Genomic DNA, 17495 nt, shown 5'->3' on the forward strand with positions numbered 1-17495 from the left:
GCACAAGTACGGATCTCCATGCTGATGCTGCGCCTGCTCCAGCACCTGCCCGGCAAAGACCACATGATGGCCAAGGTCCTCGAACCCATCCAGCACGCAGCCAACTCCATCGACCTCAAAACGTACTGAACACACCGCGCCGACATCGACCAGTACCGACGGCCCCCTTTTCAGGAGACCGCTGGTTCTGGGTCGCCAGGCCCGCGGCTCCGCGGGCACGGGCTGCGGCCCGGCGCTGCAGCGCCTCGAACAACAGCCGGCCCTCCTCCGCGTCCCAGACCAGCAGCTCGCCGTCGAGCCCCAGGCCATGCGGCAGCTGCGCCTCAGCGGCCCCCACCAGGTCCGGCCACCAGCCCTGGGCCAGGGCTCCGCGCCGGCTCTGGATCAGCACCGGCCCGCAGCACGGCCGGGCCTGGGAGCGCCTCGGCGGGCCTGCGCCAGCATCGGCCCCACCGGCGGTCTCAACGTCGCAGGGCTTCCCTCGACGCCCCCTCCTTCCAGGGACGACGGGACCCGACGAAGACGCGTTGCCAGCCATCCGTAAGGGCGAGGCCTGCAGGGGTTCGGCGAGCCATTCGCGCAAGAATTCACACACATGTTTCCATGCGAGGGTGAGAGGACCGTTCCGCTTCTCTGAGGATCTGATCAGCCTGCAACGGCCCCGGCAGCAGACCTACGCCGACCTCGCGCAGGCCCCAGCCGACACCGGCACGACCGCGCTGCGGCGCAGACCGATCGCCCTGTCGGAGAGGTGGAGGGGGTGCGGGTGGCGGCCTTCGCTCATCGCCCACCGCGATGGCTGCGGATCGCCACCCGGCGGTCGGGCAGGAACGATGAGCCTCAGCGGTCCCAGAGGGGACCCGTCAGGCACCGATCAACTGACCAAGTCGAGACCACAGGTCTGCAGTCGCACCTCCCGCCACTGCAACTGCTGCTGGAGCGACCGCGGCCCTCATGCTGGCGTCCCGGACATCGTCGTCGCCGACGCGGGCGCGATCGCCGAGGATGGCGTCAGTATCGACACCGAAGGAGTTCAGTTGATCGCTGAACTTGTCTCGCCCGGAAACAGGACCATGGACCGCAAGTTCAAGCCCATGCTGTACGCGGAGGCAGGAATCGAGCACTACTGGCGGCTCAAGTTGACCCGGCCCAGCCGGCGAGGCCGAACCATCAGAGGGCCGCTCCCACTGAATCGGCCATCAAGCGAACGATTGCGAGGCCGGCCGCCGCCTGCCCCGATCTCACGACGGCACGCTCACTTACCGGACCTCACGGGCACCGCCTCGCCGCCGCCCTCCGCGCCGCGCGGTCCAGCGCCAAGGAAGCCAGAGGCCGCGGGGCAGAACCGGCCCCCGCTGGGCCGGCACGCCTGACGGCGCTGTCCTGGGCGCGCCGGGAACAGGGCGTGCTCGGCGCCCGCGGCAGATGTCTGGCCACAACATCGTGCGGGCCGAGATCGCCCACTTGGTCGGCGGCAATTCGCGCAGCCACGCCGACGCCCCTGATCAGGTCGAGTTCTCGCTCATCTGAAGCCCATCCCGTAACCCAGAGTGCACAGAAACGGCGACGTCCCCGGCATGCGCGCCAAGGCGTCTCCGACAGGTGAACAACTTCTTCGATGCCGGCCCGCAATCCAGGCTGGGGCGTGAGCACCGCAAGAAGTCCGGCCTGGTGGCGTTCGAGGTCCTTGCCTGGGCCGAGCCCCCGCCCCAACCCACACGGTCGGCGCCCGCAACCGGCGGCTACGGCTCCGGTCTGCGGGCAGCAGGGCGTCTGGCGTCCGATTCTGCTTTACGTACCCGGCCGTGGTGGGTAAAAGTGGGTCCATGAAGATCCCGCGGTTAGGCTGGATTCGTTTCCTCAGGCATCCGGCCGGCCAGTTCATACTCGTCTCTCTGTTAATTTTCGCCCTTTTTTTACTGGTTGAACGTGGAGTGGCATTTGCCCTTCAAGCGGTCTTCGGCGGCCACTGGATGTCCTTCTGAGCAGAGGACCTGGCCTGCTGTACCGGGGTGTGCTGCCCGCAGTACGCTGCGGGCAGCACACCCCGGCATCAGTGAGCTCTTTCAGAGTGGCCACCGATCGGATGACGGGCTAGGGTTCCGCAACGCACGAGGCTCCGTGCGGTTGAGAGAGATGTTCGACATCTCAACCCATCAACACAGGAGCCTCATTGGTTCGCCGCCCTGCCGCACCCGACCTGCCGAATGCCCTGGTCGAGTGGATATCCATGCTCATCGTCACCCGTGAGGGTGACCGCCGCTGCAAGCTGCCGCCCCATCAGCGTGCCCTCGTGGGCCTGGTCTACCTGCACCGGCACGACACGCTCACGCAGATCGCCGCCGGCGGCCGACCGGCCAGGACTCGGAGCAGGCCCAGTCACGTCATCCAGGGCCGCTGCCAGGTTCTCCAGCAGCACGGTGCCAAGGACTATGCGGGCGTCCTGTGTCAGCGAACCTTGACCGCGTGCCATCGAACCTTGACGGACGTGAGTATGTGCCACCCACGTTGATTGCCTCATTCGTCAACGCCTGGCGGAGTGTCATTCGGTAAACGCCCCCCGGCACCCGGACCAGGAGATGGCCACATCGGAGGGGGCAAATGCCGCGCCCGTTCGTCTGCTCTGAGAGCCGCACGCCGGAGGAGGGCCCCAAAAAGAACAATTAGAACGACAAAAAACATCACCGTCACAACGACGGCTTTAGCGTCAATCCTGCCAATTGCAGGCGTGTAAGACCACGAGGGGATGGCGTACACCGCCACTACGGTGACCACAAGAGGCATCACCAGATAGCACGTCCGGAAAAAATGGGCATTCCTTCCCTTCAGGTGAATGAACAGGAATACCCGCCTCAAGATCCCCGCTTCTGGCTGTATCATGTGCATGTGTGCGGCCTCTTCGATCTCATCGAGGCATTCATCCAGGAGATCTTCGATGGACCGTCCAGTACGCCGCGAAGGTCCGATTTTCTGCGAAGCGTCCGCCCAGGCCGTAAGCACGTGGATCTTCAGTTGCGCGCGCTCCAGCTTCTGCTTGCGTCGAAGGTCAATATTGCGATTCTCTCGCCGGTCCCTCAACATCAAGCCGATTGCCCCGATAGCACCCGTAACTACGGGCACAAATAGAGCCAGAATAATCGAAGTCGTATCACTAGCCGCGAGGGGTATCGGGAAGGATTGACTCACAACGATTCACTCCTCCTGCGGTCCACGCGGACGCGACGCAGCCGAGGCGGCGCGTCGAGGGGGACCGCCAAACTCGGACACGCTGGCCGCCTGGCTGGCCTGCGCGGGTACACGGTCACCCGACAGCTTCGTCGCTACATCTCCAGCCTGCGACGGCTCGCCCGGTCCAGCACCCCAAGCATCGCGCCAGGCGCCGGGTCAATTGAAGCCGGAGGCTTCAAAGGGGTACGGCTGATGGGGCGGGGGCCAGTCAGGGGGCAGGGGGCACCGGTCACCCGGCCGCAGCCGCCGACCCCGGATGATCTTGCCGATGCCACCGGGCTGACCAGCGCGTACTCCACCAAAGCGATCGCGGATCTGGCCCTGCCGCGCGACCAAGGCGAGGTGTTCGGCCCGGTCGCCTCGACGCCGACTGCCTGGTGGCTGCTGGCCGCCGTCGACGAGCACGTACTGGACCGTCTGCGGTCGGCCCACGCTCAGGCCCGTTGCCCACATGCATAACCTCGCCCTCAGCCGCTGACCACAGCGTCACGAGACCAAGCTGACGGACACCGGGGTTGTCATCCCGAGCAAACCGTCCGCATGCAGTATTTGATGCACTCCCAGAAGTAATCCGGATCCTGGGTTTCGCAGAATCGGATGCATGCGCCGCAGCCGTCCCCTCCCCCTCCGCCGCCCTTGTCAAGCGACGCACCCGGGGCCTGGGCGGTTCGCTGCGCTGCACTGATCACCCGTTGAGCTTCCCGCTGAACGTCCGCTGTGAGCGACGCGTACGTCGCAGCCTCCTCGGTGACGGGCGCCTTGAGCATGAGTCTCACGAGGGGGAGGCTCGGCTCATCGGGTTGAGTGCGCCCAGCGCAGGGGAGGAATCGCAGGAACTCGATGCTGTCGATGATGTCCAGCGGGATGCGCCGCCAGTGGGCACAGTCGGTGCCGAGTGAGAAAAGAGCATGGCCGCCGGACGCGTCGTCCACCAGCTTGATCATCCCAGTGAGAAAAAGCGGGAGACCCAGCTTGTCATCGGCCAGCCTTGCGAAGAATTCCTGGGGTGAGCACCCCAATGATCTGCTGTTCATGTCGCACCTCCATTAACTGGTTGGATCTCATATTCCCCGGCAATGAGACCTGAAGTGATTCCACTGAAGAGCCAGATCGGGCGATCACACTTCTGATGTGCACCGAACAGGCGACCCCTGGATCGCACCGCAGCGCTTGTCATGGCTGCCTCACAAACTGGCAGTCGCCTGCGAAAAGAAGCATTCACACGGCTGCGCGCAGGCGTGTTGCACCGCGCCTACTCGCCGGCGGTTGTGCGCTCGCCAAGTGGGGCAGGGCCGTTGGGTCGATAGACGATGACGGGGCAGAACGCGCACGCGTCCCGGCCCTTCTGGGCGAACCATCGGCATTCCGCCCGGATGGCGCAGCGGGGTGGGTCGGCTGCCGGGACGATGCCCTTCTCATGCGCTGCGTCCATCAGTCGGCCGATAAGTCCACACTGCTTGCTGCTCCAGTGCTCACAGGAGTTCTGAACGCAGATGTCGGCGAAACGGAACCGTGACTCGGGATCGCCCAGACGGCGGGCCGTGTCAGCGAACCTTGCGTCCACGGGTACAGCAGGGCGAAGATAGCCGAGACGGCCGTCTTCGCCAAGGATTCCGATGACGGCCGCACCTTCATGGCAGGAGGAGCTCGGACATGCTCGCGCCGCTCGCGGAGCACCGCCCTCCGGCTTCTGTGAGTCGGTCATTGGTGCTCTGCCGGACGCACATGGATGCCCTGGGTACTTCCCCCACCGATCTTGGCGGCGGTGAAGCCCTCGTTGAGCAGATCGACACTGGTGCCGGTCCGCAGCAAGTCCACCGATGCGAGCTCGTTCAGAACGGCCTTGCGCACGGCGTCGTCGATCCGCTGGACGAGTTCGTCGGACAGCTCCAGGCCGTCGATCTGGACACGGAATTCTTGGCGCCTGTCCTCCGAAGACATGAGACTCCTTCGTGATCGCTTCAACGCAACTGCCGCTGGCGGGCTCGGTGTGCTGGCGGCGTCCCTCGCCCGAGGCAACCCGCTGCCGCAGTCCAGCGCCACTCGGGCGTGCCCGTTTGGGTGATGGTGGTCGCGATCTGGCCCGAGCTCCTCTGCCCCAGGCGTGGAGGCAGGCCGTGACCATGACGCCGTCACCCACAGGGCCGACCAGGCAAGGTTGCGACTGGCACCGACGCTCGGCACCGCATCGCCCTCACCACCCTGCGCACCCACCACACGAGCGTCAAGGAGACCGACACCACCCAGGCCGTCGGCACTAGTAGCTGGCGAGGAGTCCGCACCACCACGGCTGTTCTGGAAGTGCCGGACAAGCAGCGCAAGGTGGCGATAGACCATGGGAAGGACCCGACCTCTGCCATGGCGGAAGCCGCCGAAGGACTGCTGACTGCTGGCACTCAGGGTCAACAACTGACGCAAGGCCCCGTGTCGCCCACCTCCGTCATGTTCCACATGGGCGGCTGGCACACCGACTCCTGATCCGCCCTCGGACCGGGCTCGATGCTGAGCGGCCCTCTACTGCACCAGAGATGGCCTCCACAGGTGAGGTGCGCGCGGGCTCGGATGGCTCGAGTTGCAGTCTGGCCTCTGCCAGGCAAGCTGAGCGAAAGGAAAGGTCCGATCACGGAGGCGTCATGGCAAGACTTGTCAAAACCGGCACCGAAACTCTGACGTTCGATCGCTTCAAGATCGAGCTGGACGAAGGGGAGGAGATCCCCGCGGATCTCGGTCCCTTCGTGAGGCGGTTGCTTCAATACGCTGACATTTCCATCAACGCCGTCTACCTCGACGACCGGATCAATCAGCCTGACTTTAAAACAAAGAAAGAAGCCACCTCGGTCTGGCACTGCACGGCACCGCCGTCACAGGCGTCGAGAACTATCGTCATCACAGAGCCGACATAGACCGCCGTGTGCCCTTCCCCGCGGGGTACAACCGAACAAAGACCCTGCCGGGCCTGACCCGGAAGGGTCTCGGTCTCACCCCCTCTAACCTCGCGCTTTCACTTGGAGTGAGGGCGGTCACCGTGCCGAGAACGTGAAAGTGCCTCCTGACCATGGACGATGAGACTTGTCGAGGGTCTCTGCTGTCTCGGTTGGAAGGCACTTTCTACGTGAAGGCTATCGGTTCGCGTCCCCCAAGGCCCATGTCACGGCGGACAGTTCGGGGTGGTCGGGCATTCCGGCGCACGGCTGCTCGCGGATCTCGCCGATGCGACGGGGCTGACGTCCGCGTACGAGACCGTGCTCCACCCCTGCGACCGCGCGGGACCGGACACGACCCCGGCCGGATCGCCGTGGACCTGGCGGTGATGATCGCCGACGGCGGCGAGACGATCAGGCATCTCGCGGTGCTGTGGGATCAGGCAGAGGTGTTCGGGCCGGTGGCCTCCACGGCCACCGCCTGGCGGCTGCTCGCCCTGATCGACGACAAGGTGCTCGCCCGGCTGCCAACAGCTCGCGCCCAGGCCCGGGAGATCGCCTGGCTGCAGGCCCCCGAGACGGGTCCCGGGATACCCGCAGCACGGGCCGGCGGACGCGAAGTGCCGGGCCAGGTGCTGGACCTCGACTCCACCCTGGTGACCTGCCACTCCGAGAAGCAGGACGCCGCGCCGACCTACAAGGGCGGCTTCGGCTACCACCCGCTGTTGTGCTTCCTGGCCAACACCGACGAAGCCCTGGCCGGACGACTGCGGCCCGGCAACGCCGGGGCGAACACCGCCGCCGATCATCACCGTGCTCGACGACACGCTCGCTCAGATTCCCGACGCCCACCGCCACGGCACCGACATCCTGATCCGCACCCACAGCGCCGGATCCGCGAAAGCCTTCCTCACCCACGTCCGAGGGCTGCGAACGCGCGGAATCCGCACCTTCTTCTCGGTCGGACACCCGGTCACCGAGCCGGTCCGCCGCGCGATCCCGGCCCTGCCCGCGCAGGTCTGGCACCCCGCCCTGGACCAGGACGGCACGCTGCGCGAGTCCGCCGAGGTCGCCAAACTGACCGGTACGGTCGACCTCGCCGGCTACCCGGCCGGCACCCGCGTCATCGTCCGCCGCGAGCGACCCCACCCCGGAGCCCAGCTGTCCCTGTTCGATCAGGACGAGGGCCTGCGGCACCAGGTCTTCCTCACCGACACCCCGTTCACCAACGGAGGCTCGGCCCAGTTCCTGGAGGTCCGCCACCGCGGACACACCACCGTCGAGGACCACATCCGGTGCGGCAAGACCACAGGCTTCGGCCGCTTCCCCTCCCGCCACTTCGCGATCAACTCGGCCTGGCTCGAACTCAGCCTCGCGGCGATCGACCTCCTCGCCTGGACCCGCGTCCTGCTGCGGGACGGCGAACTCGCCGCTGCCGAACCCAAGAAACTCCGCTGTCGGATCCTGCACGTCGCCGCCTGGATCACCTGGGGCGGCCGACGCCTCCGTCTTCGGATATCGGCGACCTGGCCCTGGCGCCACGAACTCGAGGCTGCACTGCCCCGCCCCGCCAGCTGACTCGCCGTCCTCGCCCACCCTCGACTCAAGGACCTTGGAGAACCCGACCCCGCGTCGGGCCCTCACCATGCCCACGGGCCGACACAGCTCCGCACAACCTCTCTCAGCCGCCCACCAACCCCAACTGAAACGCCGAGGCTAGGGTGGGCGTGGCCGAAGTGGGTCACCGCCCCCTTGAACGATGGCGTTGAGGTGTTCGCTCTGCCGAAGCGACTGACCCGAGCACTGGCCAGCGCGAGCTCCACCGAACTCGAAGAACTCGCAGGCCGCTGGACCACGCGCCTCCGATCCGAGGACGGAGACGACATGACCGACGATGACCTGCTGGCAGTCCTGCAAGGCGTTGCCCGCCTCGCAGCGTCTGCGGTGAATACGGGTGGCGGCCTCTACAGCTGGAGCTTCTGACCGCCCCTCCGTGGGGGACGCTCGTTCTTAACGCCGCTGCACGCCAGCAGCTCGGTCCCGGTGGCGTCGAAGTACAGGGTGAAGAACCAAGATCGGTTTGCTGCAACGATGTTGCCGGTACGCAGTTGCTCGTCGCGGTGCCGAGTGCGGAGGATCTCAACGGTCTCGTCAAGGCCGAGGGTCGTCAGGCCGATCTTCAACGACCTCCTCAGCCTTGTCGCAGCGATGCCAAAGACCATCCAGTGCGGGGCTTGGCCGTCGTAGAGCATGACCTCGCCGCCGCAGGCGATGGCGTCGCGCGCTGCCTTGCAGGCACTGGTCTGGCCTTTGAGCATCGCAGTGATGTCGGGGTGACGTGGGTTCTCGTCCTCGGTGGCCATGCGGTGACTGTAGAGATCGAGCGCAGGCGTTGCTACAGGATTCGGCGTGATCTGCGCAGAACTCTGAGCTCTGAGACGGAGGCGTTCGTGACAGGTAGAGCTGCAGACCGGCAGCGTAGTGGTCAACCGGTCAATACCAAACCCTGGCTGCAACAGGCCCTCGACCCCGGACACGTCGGTCCAGGTCTCCAGCCACTCCCGGGCCTTGGCCAGGTCCGTCGTCATCGGGACGAGCGTCCACGGAGCCGTCAGGGCGTAGTCGGTGAACAACTTCTCCAATGCAGTCCTGCGGTCCCTGTACGGCCACCGCAGCAGCTCCTCACCGTCCAGCTGCAAGACGTCGAACACAACGAAGTAGGCCGGCCACCGGACGGCCAGCCCGGCAGCACCGCGGGCGCGGGCGGCGGCCCGTCGCTGCAAGGCCGGAAACGACAACCGGCATTCCTCGGCGTCCCAGACGACCAGCTCGCCATCCAGGACCAGGCCGGGCGGCAGCTGCTCGGCCGCAGCCGCCACCAGGTCCGACCACCGGTCCTGGACCAGCGCCCCGCGCCGGGTCTGCACCACCACCGCGCCGCCCGGGCCGGCCGGGTGAACAGCAGCGCCCGGTGCCCGTCCAGCTTCTGCTCGTACGCCACCCCGGCCCGCACGGCAGCCGGGCCGGGCAGCGACTCGGCGGCCTGCGCCGGCATGGGCTCTACTGGGGGCCTGAGGACCATCCCTGGGGGCATCCCTTCGGTCACCTTTCGTATTCCAGGATCGGACAGGACGGCTCGGGGCGGCCCAGCGAAGGCCCCTGGCATCATCCATCCGACGGAAGCCACGGGCCCGTCGGAGGCGCTCTCGGGCCCAGCTGTCCCGTGCCACTGGATCTTGACCGCTTGCCATCGCAGTTTGACCGTTCCGTCACAGGTAGTCGCCGCACGGAACCCTGCAGCTCTCCCGCCCATATCTTCACTCACGTACCACGCGTACCGCGGGGCAACAACCGACGACCGAAACCCGCGGACGAGACGACTCAGGGGGACGACAGCATGCGTCACAGCAACGGCATTCGCAGGGCGGCTCTGGCCACGACCGCGGTCACGGCCGTCGCGGCGGCAGTAACCGGCATCCTGCCCGGCACCGCCATGGCAGCGAGCACCACCACCTCCACCCCGCCGTCCGCCTGCCCGGCCTCCGCCCTCCAGGTCAGCGCCTGGCAGGCCGCCGACCGGCCCGTGGGGACCGGGACCGGGGCGGCGGTCGTGCAGTTCACCAACGTCTCCCAGACGACGTGCGTCCTGAAGGGCTATCCGACGGTCACGGGCGCCGGCAACACCCCACTCAAGGTCACCCCCACCGGCAAGGCCGCCGCCGTGACGGTCCGGCCGCAGGGCAAGGCATGGGTGAAGCTGACCTTCGTCCAGGTCCAGGGGGAAGGCGACGGCTACTGCGTCTCGGGCAATACCCCGGCGGCGTATCCGACGATGGTCATCGGGCTGCCGAACTCCGGGAAGCACCAGGTCGCCCTGAAGGACGGGTGGTGGGCCCAGTGCGACAACAAGGTGACCGCCACCCCGGTCTCGGCGGTCGAGCCTTCCTGACCCCCCGTCCCCACAAATCGAGCGCCTGCATGACGATCGCAAGGCTCTGACCTACACGTCTACGAGGAACTGCACATGAGGACAGGTCAGCGACTCGGCGCACCTTCGGTGCACTGAGTCGCTGACCTGCGGTGATCAAATTCCGATGACGCAAACTCGCGTCCGTCAAAGTCCGATGGCGAACGGTCAAGATCCAGCGGCACGGGACACTCGCCCATCTGGTGTGACTGAACGCGGTAGCTGGCCCAGACGGACAACTTCGATGCGCAGAACGCGAGCAGACGTGCGGGCGACGAGGCGTCGGCCACTCACCGATCAGGGCTGGGAGGCCCAGGGGTCGTCGCTGTACGGGTCGGGCTCATCCGGGTGAAGCATGCGACGGACGCAGCGCAGGAGCCCCGGCTCGTTGCCGCCAACGGCGGCCATCCAGGGCAGGGCGTCCATGGTGCGGGCGCGTTCTTTGGTGGCCAGGACGTCGACAGCCGTGTGCAGGGTGTCGGGGGCGGGATCGTCGGTGAGGCAGAGCCAGCCGATCGCGGCGGCGAGGCGGACTTCGGGGGTCTGTGCCGGGTCCTGCCACAGGTCGCGGATCCACGCGGTGGCCGGCCGGTGCGGGTGGGCACGTGTTGTCTCTGCGGTGGCGAGGACCAATGCGGCCAGGACCATGGGGTTCTGCTCCTCGGCGAACCGGGTGGCGAACGTGTCTCGGACCGTATGGCCGGCGTCGGCCGCGGTGGCGAGAGCGTAGGAGGCCTCAATGCGCATGGCGGGGTCGGAGTCTTCGAGGAGAGGCAGGAGCAAGGAGGTCCCCGCGGTGATCGCGGCCCGGGCGGCGGCCACCGACCAGCCTGCCGGGTAGCCGGTCACCTCGACGCCGTAGTCGTCGTAGTCGTCGAGGGCCTCGTGCTGGGAGCCGGAGCGGTGGAGAAGGAGTTCGTCGCGGGAGGCGACACCGAAGTAACGGGCGCGGGCCGGGGCGGCGAGACCGCCGAGGGCGGCGGCGCGGTGTGGGTGGTGGGGGTCGGCGGCGATCCCGATCAGGACCGGTACGGCAAGAGCGACAGCGGCCCGGCTGTCGTCGGCGCACATGCCAAGCAGCACGCGCATCGCATTACGTGCGCACCCGTCTCCAGCACGCAGCAGGCGCACAGCCTCCCGGACCCTCCCCCCGTCAGGGAAGTTCCCCCAGGGAAGGGCGTCAAGGACGGCCCCAGCAAAGCTCCCGGGCTCGATGGCCGCCACCACAGCCCGGATGTCGAACGGGCCTCCCGCGAACGAGGCCAGATCCACCCCGGCTACCAGAGCCCCGCACATCGCGAACGTCGGATCGGTCCGCCAGTCCCCCACACCACACCGTCCCATCCCACCGCCACCGAATGCACAGAGGTTCGATCATGGGCGATCCGGACCACGCGAAGCCTCCCGGCAGCCAGGGGCCGGCATGCCGCGACCATCGCCAACACAGAAACCCCAGCGCAGCGCGCCCGCGCCGCATGCCCGCGGGCCACCTGGCACGCACAGGGGCCAGCGTGCACAAGGCCAACTATCGCGCTCAGTGTGCGACACGAAGTCGCTCCAGGTAAGTAAGTCCAGCCACGTGAAGGAGGTATCGATCGGCTGAACTTCGGGCCAGTGTCCAAGGCCCGTCCCCGCGCTCCCATGCGTCGCTGGTAACGGCGGGGTGTGAAGCGGAGCGTTCAAGCCCAAGGGCGTCCCGGCCATCGGGGTGCAACAGGTGAGGGGAAGGCTGGACGGGCGAACGAAAGTGAACCCTCGATGATGCCCCGTGACTATAAGACCGCGTCGATGGCGTGCTGGCGGCGGTCACAGGACCCGGTGCTGGAAGGCACCAAGCGACCTTCGGGCAACTGAGCCCGGAGGGAGGACACCGCTGGTCTCGGGGTAGAGGGGGCGCCCACCCCAGCCGCGTCTTACTGGTGCGGAACGTGGAAACCCCGACGGGGTCCAAGCCCAGGCTTGGTAGGCCAACCGCAAGGAAGGCTGAAGTCCCCGGCGGGAGAAGGAAGATCCAAGAAGCGAAGGCCGGCGGGCCGAAAGGCCAGAGGAAACCGGGAGATCGGGACCTTCACCCGCTCTCGCATAACTCGCCGGATACGGGCCCCGGTGGTCCGGCCCGGAAGGGCGCCGACGTGGATCGGGTGAGCCTTTGAAGTCACCCCTGCAAGGAAGCCGGAACCGAGGGACAAGTTAGACACCGGAGGCGAGCATGGAGATCACGGCACCTGTCGTGGCGCCCTCGCCTGCGGTGAACGGACCCGAGGACGACTTACTCAACTGGCACGGCATCGACTGGGCCACCTGCGAGGAAAATGTACGGCGGCTGAGGCAGAGGATCTTCAAGGCGACGCAGGACGAGGACCTCAAGAAGGTCCGCAACTTGCAGAAGCTCATGCTGCGGAGCCGCAGCAACACGCTGATCAGCGTGAAGCGGGTAACGCAGCAGAGCAGTGGTCGCATGACCGCTGGCACCGACGGGGAACGGGCCCTCACGCCCAAGGCGCGAGGCACGCTGGCGACCGATATCCACCGGTCGTCGAAGCCCTGGAAGGCCAGGCCGGTCAAGCGAGTGTTCATCCCGAAGAGCAACGGGAAACAACGACCACTCGGCATCCCGGTCATCCGTGACCGGGTCCTCCAGGCCCGCGTGAAGAACGCGCTGGAGCCCGAGTGGGAAGCACGGTTCGAGCCGAAGTCCTATGGCTTCCGGCCCGGCCGCAGCTGCCAGGACGCGATTACCTCGATCTTCTGGACGGTGAAGGGCAAGAACCCGAAACGTCTATGGGTCCTGGACGCGGACCTGTCGGCGGCATTCGACCGCATCGACCACAACCACCTCATGACCATGCTCGGCCAGTTCCCCGCCAGGGACCTGATCGCGGGATGGCTGAAGGCGGGCGTGATCGACCGCGGCCGGTTCGCACCGACCGAGGAGGGAACTCCTCAAGGCGGTGTGATCAGCCCGCTACTGCTGAACGTTGCTCTGCACGGACTGGAACAGGCCGCAGGGTGCCAATACACGGTTCGAGCCGGGCGCGAGCCCGGCGCGATGCCGGGCACCCCAGTGCTGGTGAGGTATGCCGACGACTTCGTCGTGCTCTGCCACGATGAGGAACAGGTGCACCAGGTCAGGGTCCGGCTGGAGGACTGGCTGGCGCCGAGAGGTCTTCGCTTCAATGAGGAGAAGACCAAGGTCGTTCACCTCGATGAGGGGTTCGACTTCCTCGGCTTCACTGTCCGCCGCACGGGCGGAAAGCTGATCATCAAACCGAGCACCGCAGCCTGCAAGAGGCTCCGGGCGCGACTGCGGACCGAGGTTCGAGCCCTGCATGGGGCGAATGCCGAGGCTGTACTGCGCAGGCTGATCCCGATTGTTCGCGGTTGGGCGGCTTACTACCGGGCGGTGGCGTCCACGACGACGTTCTCGTCGCTGGATCACTACATGTGGCGGCTGACCTTCAAATGGGCCAGCCGTCGTCACCGCAACAAGTCGAGGTACTGGGTCGTGGACCGGTACTTCGGCAGGTTCCACCCGTCCCGGCGTGACCGGTGGGTGTTCGGCGACCGTGAGAGCGGGGCCTTCCTCATCAAGTTCGCCTGGACCGGCATCGTCCGCCACTACCCGGTCAAGGGCTCGGCGTCTCCGGACGACCCCGCTCTGGTCGAGTACTGGCGGGACCGCCGTCGCAGGAAAGCGCCGCCGCCGATGGACAAGACGAGTCTTGTGCTGGCGGTCCGGCAGCAGGGGCTCTGTCCTCTCTGCAGACAGGCGCTGATCGTCGGAGCCGAGTACGAACCGGACAGTCCACGCGAGTGGATCAACTGGTTCGCGGCCTCGAAGAAGATGCTCCACAAGCATCACTTCACCTACCGGCGAGACGGCGGCACGGACGAGCGGAACAACCTTCGCCTCGTGCACTCCGAATGCCACCGCCAGCATCACGCTGCCGACGGCAGACGGGCCACATGACCCTGCTGACCTGCGAAGCCCTCGCGGCTTGCTTGAGCCGGATGCGCTGAAAGGTGCACGTCCGGTTCTGAGGGGGCCGGGTCACGGCAACGTGATCCGGCTACCCGACCACATGTGTGTGACCGAGCGCGCTATCTGGCGGCAAGCGGCAAATTGAACGCTCAGTTCCGCTGCGTGGGGCCAGGTGTCGGATCGTGGCCGGTCTCCGCCCTGCTTGCCCTTGTCGTCCCAGGAATCCAATTCGCACGGCACCGCCACCGCGGCCATCGCGGAGGGCGCAGGCCAGCGAAGGGGGCGAGGGCGGGCCGGAAGTTGGGCAGGATGGGACGTCAGTGCCGGAGTGGGGAGGGACTCTCGATGAGTAGCCAGAAGGTTCAGGCTGAGCAGGGGGATGTACTGGCGATCTGTACCGAGTGGCTGACGGGCTCGCCGAGCCCTGATGACGTGCGGAAGTGGCTGGACAGGGCGAAGGCAGCCGGCGAGCCCCGGTCAACTGAGAGCTCTCTCCTCCTGGAGGAACTCAGGGGGCATCTGATGGCCTCGGAGACGGACCCGGTGTGGCGCGAGCTCACCGCACACGGCGTGTTCGGCGTGGTCATGTTTTCGAGTGCCGGAAATGCAGGGATGATGACCGCCTTGGCTGCGGTCTCAGGAGCGACCGTGACGGCTGCGATCCTGCCCTTCCTTCAGGCGATCGCCACGCAGGCAGGCCACCGGTCGTTCGAAGTCGCACGCGCAACCACGCGTCGCATGATCGGCCGCAGCGCGGGTTCTGCGCCCGAAATTCATCACGGTCGCACGAAGCTATTCCTGGAAGAGACCGCCGCTGGCCTGCGCTTTAATGTGCCGCCGCGTCTACCCGACTCGGCACTCGCCGCTCTGGCAACACTCGACCTCGAAGCCCTGGCCGCTCCGGACAGGAACGGTGGCACCGTGACGATCTACTGGGACGAAGCAGCGGAAGAGTGGCGCCGCGACGTTGTTGCTGGTTGACGACGCATGGGCTCAAGCGCCAACTATCGCGCCAGCCTCAACCGGTGTGAGCGAGCATGCTGTCGAGTTCCTCCGCCAGGCCGGCCTCGACCTCGACGACGTCAACCTGGCCGACGAACTGCTCATCGAGTGGCGCCGCGGCGGCCCCGCCGTCTGGACCCCGGCCACCGGCAAGGAGTGACCGGCCACCCCGCAGCCCGCCGCCCACTGAGCGTCAACCGGCCCGCGGGGGCTGCCACTCCATGACCAGGGTCCGGGACCGGCCCTGAAAACGGGCGCCGTACATCTGCACCAGTTTCGATCGGGGAACGAAGTTCAGGTTGCGGCCGCTGCCCTCCGCTTGGGACGTCAACGCCTCAAGACCATCGGTGAACCGGGTACGGTCCGCCGCCACCACCCACGCAGCCCTGACATCATCCTCCGGCTCGTGGACCGCTTCCCGGCTGGAGGTGATCCGCACGAAGGCATCAGCCCACCGCTCCAGCCGACTGCCGGTCATCCCGCACGCGGCCAGAAAGGCGGCACACTGCTGACGGCTGGCCGGAAGCGCCTGTCGCCCCACGATCCGCGCAGCGGAACTGACCGGCAGCAGGTGCCGGCCCCCCCGCGAGCTCCTGAAGCCGACGCAGCGAGGGGGCGCCCGCCCGCTCGTAGAAGTACTCCAGCGCCTCGCTCAGGGCCCCGCGGGTGGTGATCAGCTCAGGTGATCCGGGCCGGCGCAGCTCGCGCAGCCGCCCTCGCCTGGTGATCCGGGCGTTCTCCCACAGCGCCCGGACTGCGTCCAGGTCACCGCCGCAGGCACCGGCGAAGGCCTCCACCGTGTCCCACGACGGAACACTGCGGCCGGAGGCGGCACGCTTGAGCGTCGCCGGCGACAGCGACGTTTTCACCGCGAGCTCGTCGTACGTCAGCCGAGCGCTCTGGCGCAGCTGCCGAAGTCGGGAGGCCAGCAGGCCGCGGTCGGGGCTTGAGGAATCCACGGGAAGTTCAGGACGTCCCACCGCGGCCCCCTTACCGGCCGCTCTGCAAGACCGCCCGGGCGGCCGCGGCCACGACACCACGTCCGCCTGCGGTGAGCGTGAAGACGATCACCACACCGATCCCTGCGGCGCCGGCCAGGAGGCGGAACGTCCCGCAGCCGTTCCAGGAAGTCGGTGTCGCTCTCCGCGAGCACGGCCGCGGTCCGCACCGAGCGCTGGAGGGACTCGCGGGCGGTCTCCAGCAGGCCGCGCCGGCCAGCTTTCGCCAGCTCTCCCGTCGACGGCCGGCGCAACGCGGTGCGGTCCTGCGGTGACATCGGCGTCAGGGCCCAGCGGGTGTCGAAGGTGCGGGCGGCGGCGCGCATGGCGAGGATGTCGCGGCGCAGCCGGGGCTGGCGGCCATCCGCGCAGGCGAGGGTCGCAACGATGCGGATGTGGTCGGGGGCATGGCGCACCGCGGCTCCTCGGCAAGCTTGTTCATCACCCGCCGGGGCGATGCCCGCCGCGTCCACCATCGCCGCCGCCACCTCCCCACTGCGGCGTAGACGATTGTCTGGGGGCCTGCTGGATGTACTCGTGGTGGGGAAGCCATGTGGTGGGACGGGACACGAGAGGGTTCCCTTCCGTTGGAGGGGACGGGAAGGGCATCGCTGCCTCTGCGCCGGGAGTCAGCGGACCTGGCTGCCGGCGGGGAGGAACCCGTCCACCTGTCCGCGCGGGTAGAGGATGTTGCCGGGAACGATCTGTATCCCGGGCTGGAGGGCTGCACGCGCCGGGACGGGCGGGACGTCAGGAGGCGGGGGGAGCGGGAAGCGGGGAGACTGAGGGAGAGCATGACGCCTGACCGCTGCGGCCTGGACGGTCCGCGGCGGACGGTCCCGTGCAGGGGCCGGACCATCTGCCTACGTCCGCGCGTCCCGGGGGGGCACGGCCCTGTCCAGGAGTCCCCATCGTGACTTTGACCCCACAGCAGTCCAACCGCTCTCGGCGCACAGCCCGACGGGCCGCGCTCCTGGTCGCCACCGCGGCGCTGCCCGCGGTCCTGGTGGTGCCCGCGGTGCCCGCCGCAGCGGCGCCCGTGACCGAGACCTTCACCGCCGGCGCCAACCAGCGGTTCGTCGTACCGGCCGGCGTCACCCAACTGACCGTCACCGCCACAGGTGAGCCGGGACGGTCCGCCATCGAGGGCGGAGCGGGCGGGAGCGGCGCCACCGTCACCGCTACCCTCACCGTGGTGCCCGGCACCACCTACTACGTCAACGTCGACACCGGCGGCGGAGCCGTCACCGGTCAGCGCCCCGGCGGCAGCGGCGGCGGTGCCAGTGACGTCCGCACCTGCAGCTCGGCGCGCGCGAACTGTGCCCTGACCGGCGTTCCCGGCACCGACCCCCGCCTCATCGTCGCCGCCGGCGGCGGGGGCGGCGGACACGGCTCCC

The 17495-nt window shown here is 67.6% G+C and carries 14 protein-coding genes and 3 pseudogenes; 9 read left to right on the forward strand and 8 right to left on the reverse strand.

Annotation, left to right across the window (positions count from 1 at the left end):
- Positions 1–115: 115 nt before the first annotated feature.
- Entirely contained in the window at positions 116–391 is a 276-nt protein-coding gene (locus tag ACFVXK_RS28960) for a hypothetical protein (protein WP_389617028.1), read from the reverse strand.
- 442 nt (positions 392–833) lie between these two features.
- On the opposite strand from ACFVXK_RS28960, the gene ACFVXK_RS28965 reads away from it, so the two are divergent.
- Both ACFVXK_RS28965 and ACFVXK_RS28970 read left to right on the forward strand, forming a co-directional pair.
- The gene (locus ACFVXK_RS28965; protein WP_389617032.1) at positions 834–1373 is read left to right on the forward strand and encodes a Uma2 family endonuclease; all 540 of its coding nucleotides are present in this window, start codon (positions 834–836) and stop codon (positions 1371–1373) included.
- Between the two features lie 800 nt (positions 1374–2173).
- A pseudogene (locus ACFVXK_RS28970) lies at positions 2174–2347 on the forward strand (IS5/IS1182 family transposase); the annotation flags it as partial.
- 170 nt (positions 2348–2517) lie between these two features.
- Here ACFVXK_RS28970 and ACFVXK_RS28975 read toward each other — a convergent pair.
- From ACFVXK_RS28975 to ACFVXK_RS28985, 3 genes are all read right to left on the reverse strand, one after another.
- Positions 2518–3186, reverse strand: coding sequence for a hypothetical protein (locus tag ACFVXK_RS28975; protein WP_389617035.1), 669 nt, complete (start codon positions 3184–3186; stop codon positions 2518–2520).
- Positions 3187–3746: 560 nt separating this feature from the next.
- Positions 3747–4262: a hypothetical protein gene (locus tag ACFVXK_RS28980; protein ID WP_389617038.1), complete on the reverse strand. Its 516-nt coding sequence runs from the start codon at positions 4260–4262 to the stop codon at positions 3747–3749.
- A 667-nt stretch (positions 4263–4929) separates the two neighbouring features.
- Positions 4930–5169: a hypothetical protein gene (locus tag ACFVXK_RS28985; RefSeq protein ID WP_389617041.1), complete on the reverse strand. Its 240-nt coding sequence runs from the start codon at positions 5167–5169 to the stop codon at positions 4930–4932.
- A gap of 692 nt (positions 5170–5861) precedes the next feature.
- Here ACFVXK_RS28985 and ACFVXK_RS28990 point away from each other — a divergent pair.
- Together ACFVXK_RS28990 and ACFVXK_RS28995 are read left to right on the forward strand one after the other, a co-directional pair.
- Positions 5862–6131, forward strand: a complete 270-nt coding sequence (locus tag ACFVXK_RS28990) for a hypothetical protein (RefSeq protein ID WP_389617043.1) — start codon at positions 5862–5864, stop codon at positions 6129–6131.
- Positions 6132–6283: 152 nt separating this feature from the next.
- Positions 6284–7727, forward strand: a pseudogene (locus ACFVXK_RS28995) (IS1380 family transposase).
- A 386-nt stretch (positions 7728–8113) separates the two neighbouring features.
- On the opposite strand, the gene ACFVXK_RS29000 reads toward ACFVXK_RS28995, so the two are convergent.
- On the reverse strand, positions 8114–9082 hold the full coding sequence (locus ACFVXK_RS29000) for a hypothetical protein (protein WP_389617046.1): 969 nt from the start codon (positions 9080–9082) through the stop codon (positions 8114–8116).
- 464 nt (positions 9083–9546) lie between these two features.
- Between ACFVXK_RS29000 and ACFVXK_RS29005 the strand changes: the two genes are divergently transcribed.
- Positions 9547–10098 carry a DUF4232 domain-containing protein gene (locus ACFVXK_RS29005; RefSeq protein WP_389617049.1) on the forward strand — a complete coding sequence of 184 codons (552 nt, stop codon included), beginning with the start codon at positions 9547–9549 and terminating at the stop codon, positions 10096–10098.
- A 315-nt stretch (positions 10099–10413) separates the two neighbouring features.
- Here ACFVXK_RS29005 and ACFVXK_RS29010 read toward each other — a convergent pair whose 3' ends face one another.
- Positions 10414–11205: a hypothetical protein gene (locus tag ACFVXK_RS29010; RefSeq protein ID WP_389617052.1), complete on the reverse strand. Its 792-nt coding sequence runs from the start codon at positions 11203–11205 to the stop codon at positions 10414–10416.
- A gap of 1120 nt (positions 11206–12325) precedes the next feature.
- On the opposite strand from ACFVXK_RS29010, the gene ltrA reads away from it, so the two are divergent.
- The 3 genes from ltrA (at position 12326) to ACFVXK_RS29025 (ending at position 15260) form a co-directional block, all read left to right on the forward strand.
- Positions 12326–14086 (forward strand): group II intron reverse transcriptase/maturase, encoded by a 1761-nt coding sequence (gene ltrA, locus ACFVXK_RS29015; RefSeq protein ID WP_389617055.1) that lies wholly within the window; start codon positions 12326–12328, stop codon positions 14084–14086.
- 357 nt (positions 14087–14443) lie between these two features.
- Positions 14444–15079 (forward strand): hypothetical protein, encoded by a 636-nt coding sequence (locus ACFVXK_RS29020; RefSeq protein WP_389617058.1) that lies wholly within the window; start codon positions 14444–14446, stop codon positions 15077–15079.
- 46 nt (positions 15080–15125) lie between these two features.
- Positions 15126–15260 (forward strand): hypothetical protein, encoded by a 135-nt coding sequence (locus ACFVXK_RS29025; RefSeq protein ID WP_389617061.1) that lies wholly within the window; start codon positions 15126–15128, stop codon positions 15258–15260.
- A gap of 33 nt (positions 15261–15293) precedes the next feature.
- On the opposite strand, the gene ACFVXK_RS29030 is transcribed toward ACFVXK_RS29025, so the two are convergent.
- Together ACFVXK_RS29030 and ACFVXK_RS29035 are read right to left on the reverse strand one after the other, a co-directional pair.
- A complete protein-coding gene (locus tag ACFVXK_RS29030) occupies positions 15294–15539 on the reverse strand; it encodes a hypothetical protein (RefSeq protein ID WP_389617064.1) in 246 nt (81 codons plus the stop codon).
- A gap of 7 nt (positions 15540–15546) precedes the next feature.
- The gene (locus ACFVXK_RS29035; RefSeq protein WP_389617067.1) at positions 15547–16080 is read right to left on the reverse strand and encodes a helix-turn-helix domain-containing protein; all 534 of its coding nucleotides are present in this window, start codon (positions 16078–16080) and stop codon (positions 15547–15549) included.
- A 931-nt stretch (positions 16081–17011) separates the two neighbouring features.
- Between ACFVXK_RS29035 and ACFVXK_RS29040 the strand changes: the two are divergent.
- A pseudogene (locus ACFVXK_RS29040) lies at positions 17012–17495 on the forward strand (hypothetical protein); the annotation flags it as partial.

It is taken from the genome of Streptomyces sp. NPDC058157, assembly GCF_042884105.1.
In the GTDB taxonomy this organism is placed as follows: Bacteria; Actinomycetota; Actinomycetes; order Streptomycetales; family Streptomycetaceae; genus Streptomyces.

Coding starts and splice junctions, on each gene's coding strand:
- ACFVXK_RS28965 (WP_389617032.1), top strand. CDS start 834: ATGAGCCTCAGCGGTCCCAGAGGGGACCCGTCAGGCACCGATCAACTG.
- ACFVXK_RS28980 (WP_389617038.1), bottom strand. CDS start 4,262: ATGAACAGCAGATCATTGGGGTGCTCACCCCAGGAATTCTTCGCAAGG.
- ACFVXK_RS28985 (WP_389617041.1), bottom strand. CDS start 5,169: ATGTCTTCGGAGGACAGGCGCCAAGAATTCCGTGTCCAGATCGACGGC.
- ACFVXK_RS28990 (WP_389617043.1), top strand. CDS start 5,862: ATGGCAAGACTTGTCAAAACCGGCACCGAAACTCTGACGTTCGATCGC.
- ACFVXK_RS29005 (WP_389617049.1), top strand. CDS start 9,547: ATGCGTCACAGCAACGGCATTCGCAGGGCGGCTCTGGCCACGACCGCG.
- ACFVXK_RS29010 (WP_389617052.1), bottom strand. CDS start 11,205: ATGCGCGTGCTGCTTGGCATGTGCGCCGACGACAGCCGGGCCGCTGTC.
- ltrA (WP_389617055.1), top strand. CDS start 12,326: ATGGAGATCACGGCACCTGTCGTGGCGCCCTCGCCTGCGGTGAACGGA.
- ACFVXK_RS29020 (WP_389617058.1), top strand. CDS start 14,444: ATGAGTAGCCAGAAGGTTCAGGCTGAGCAGGGGGATGTACTGGCGATC.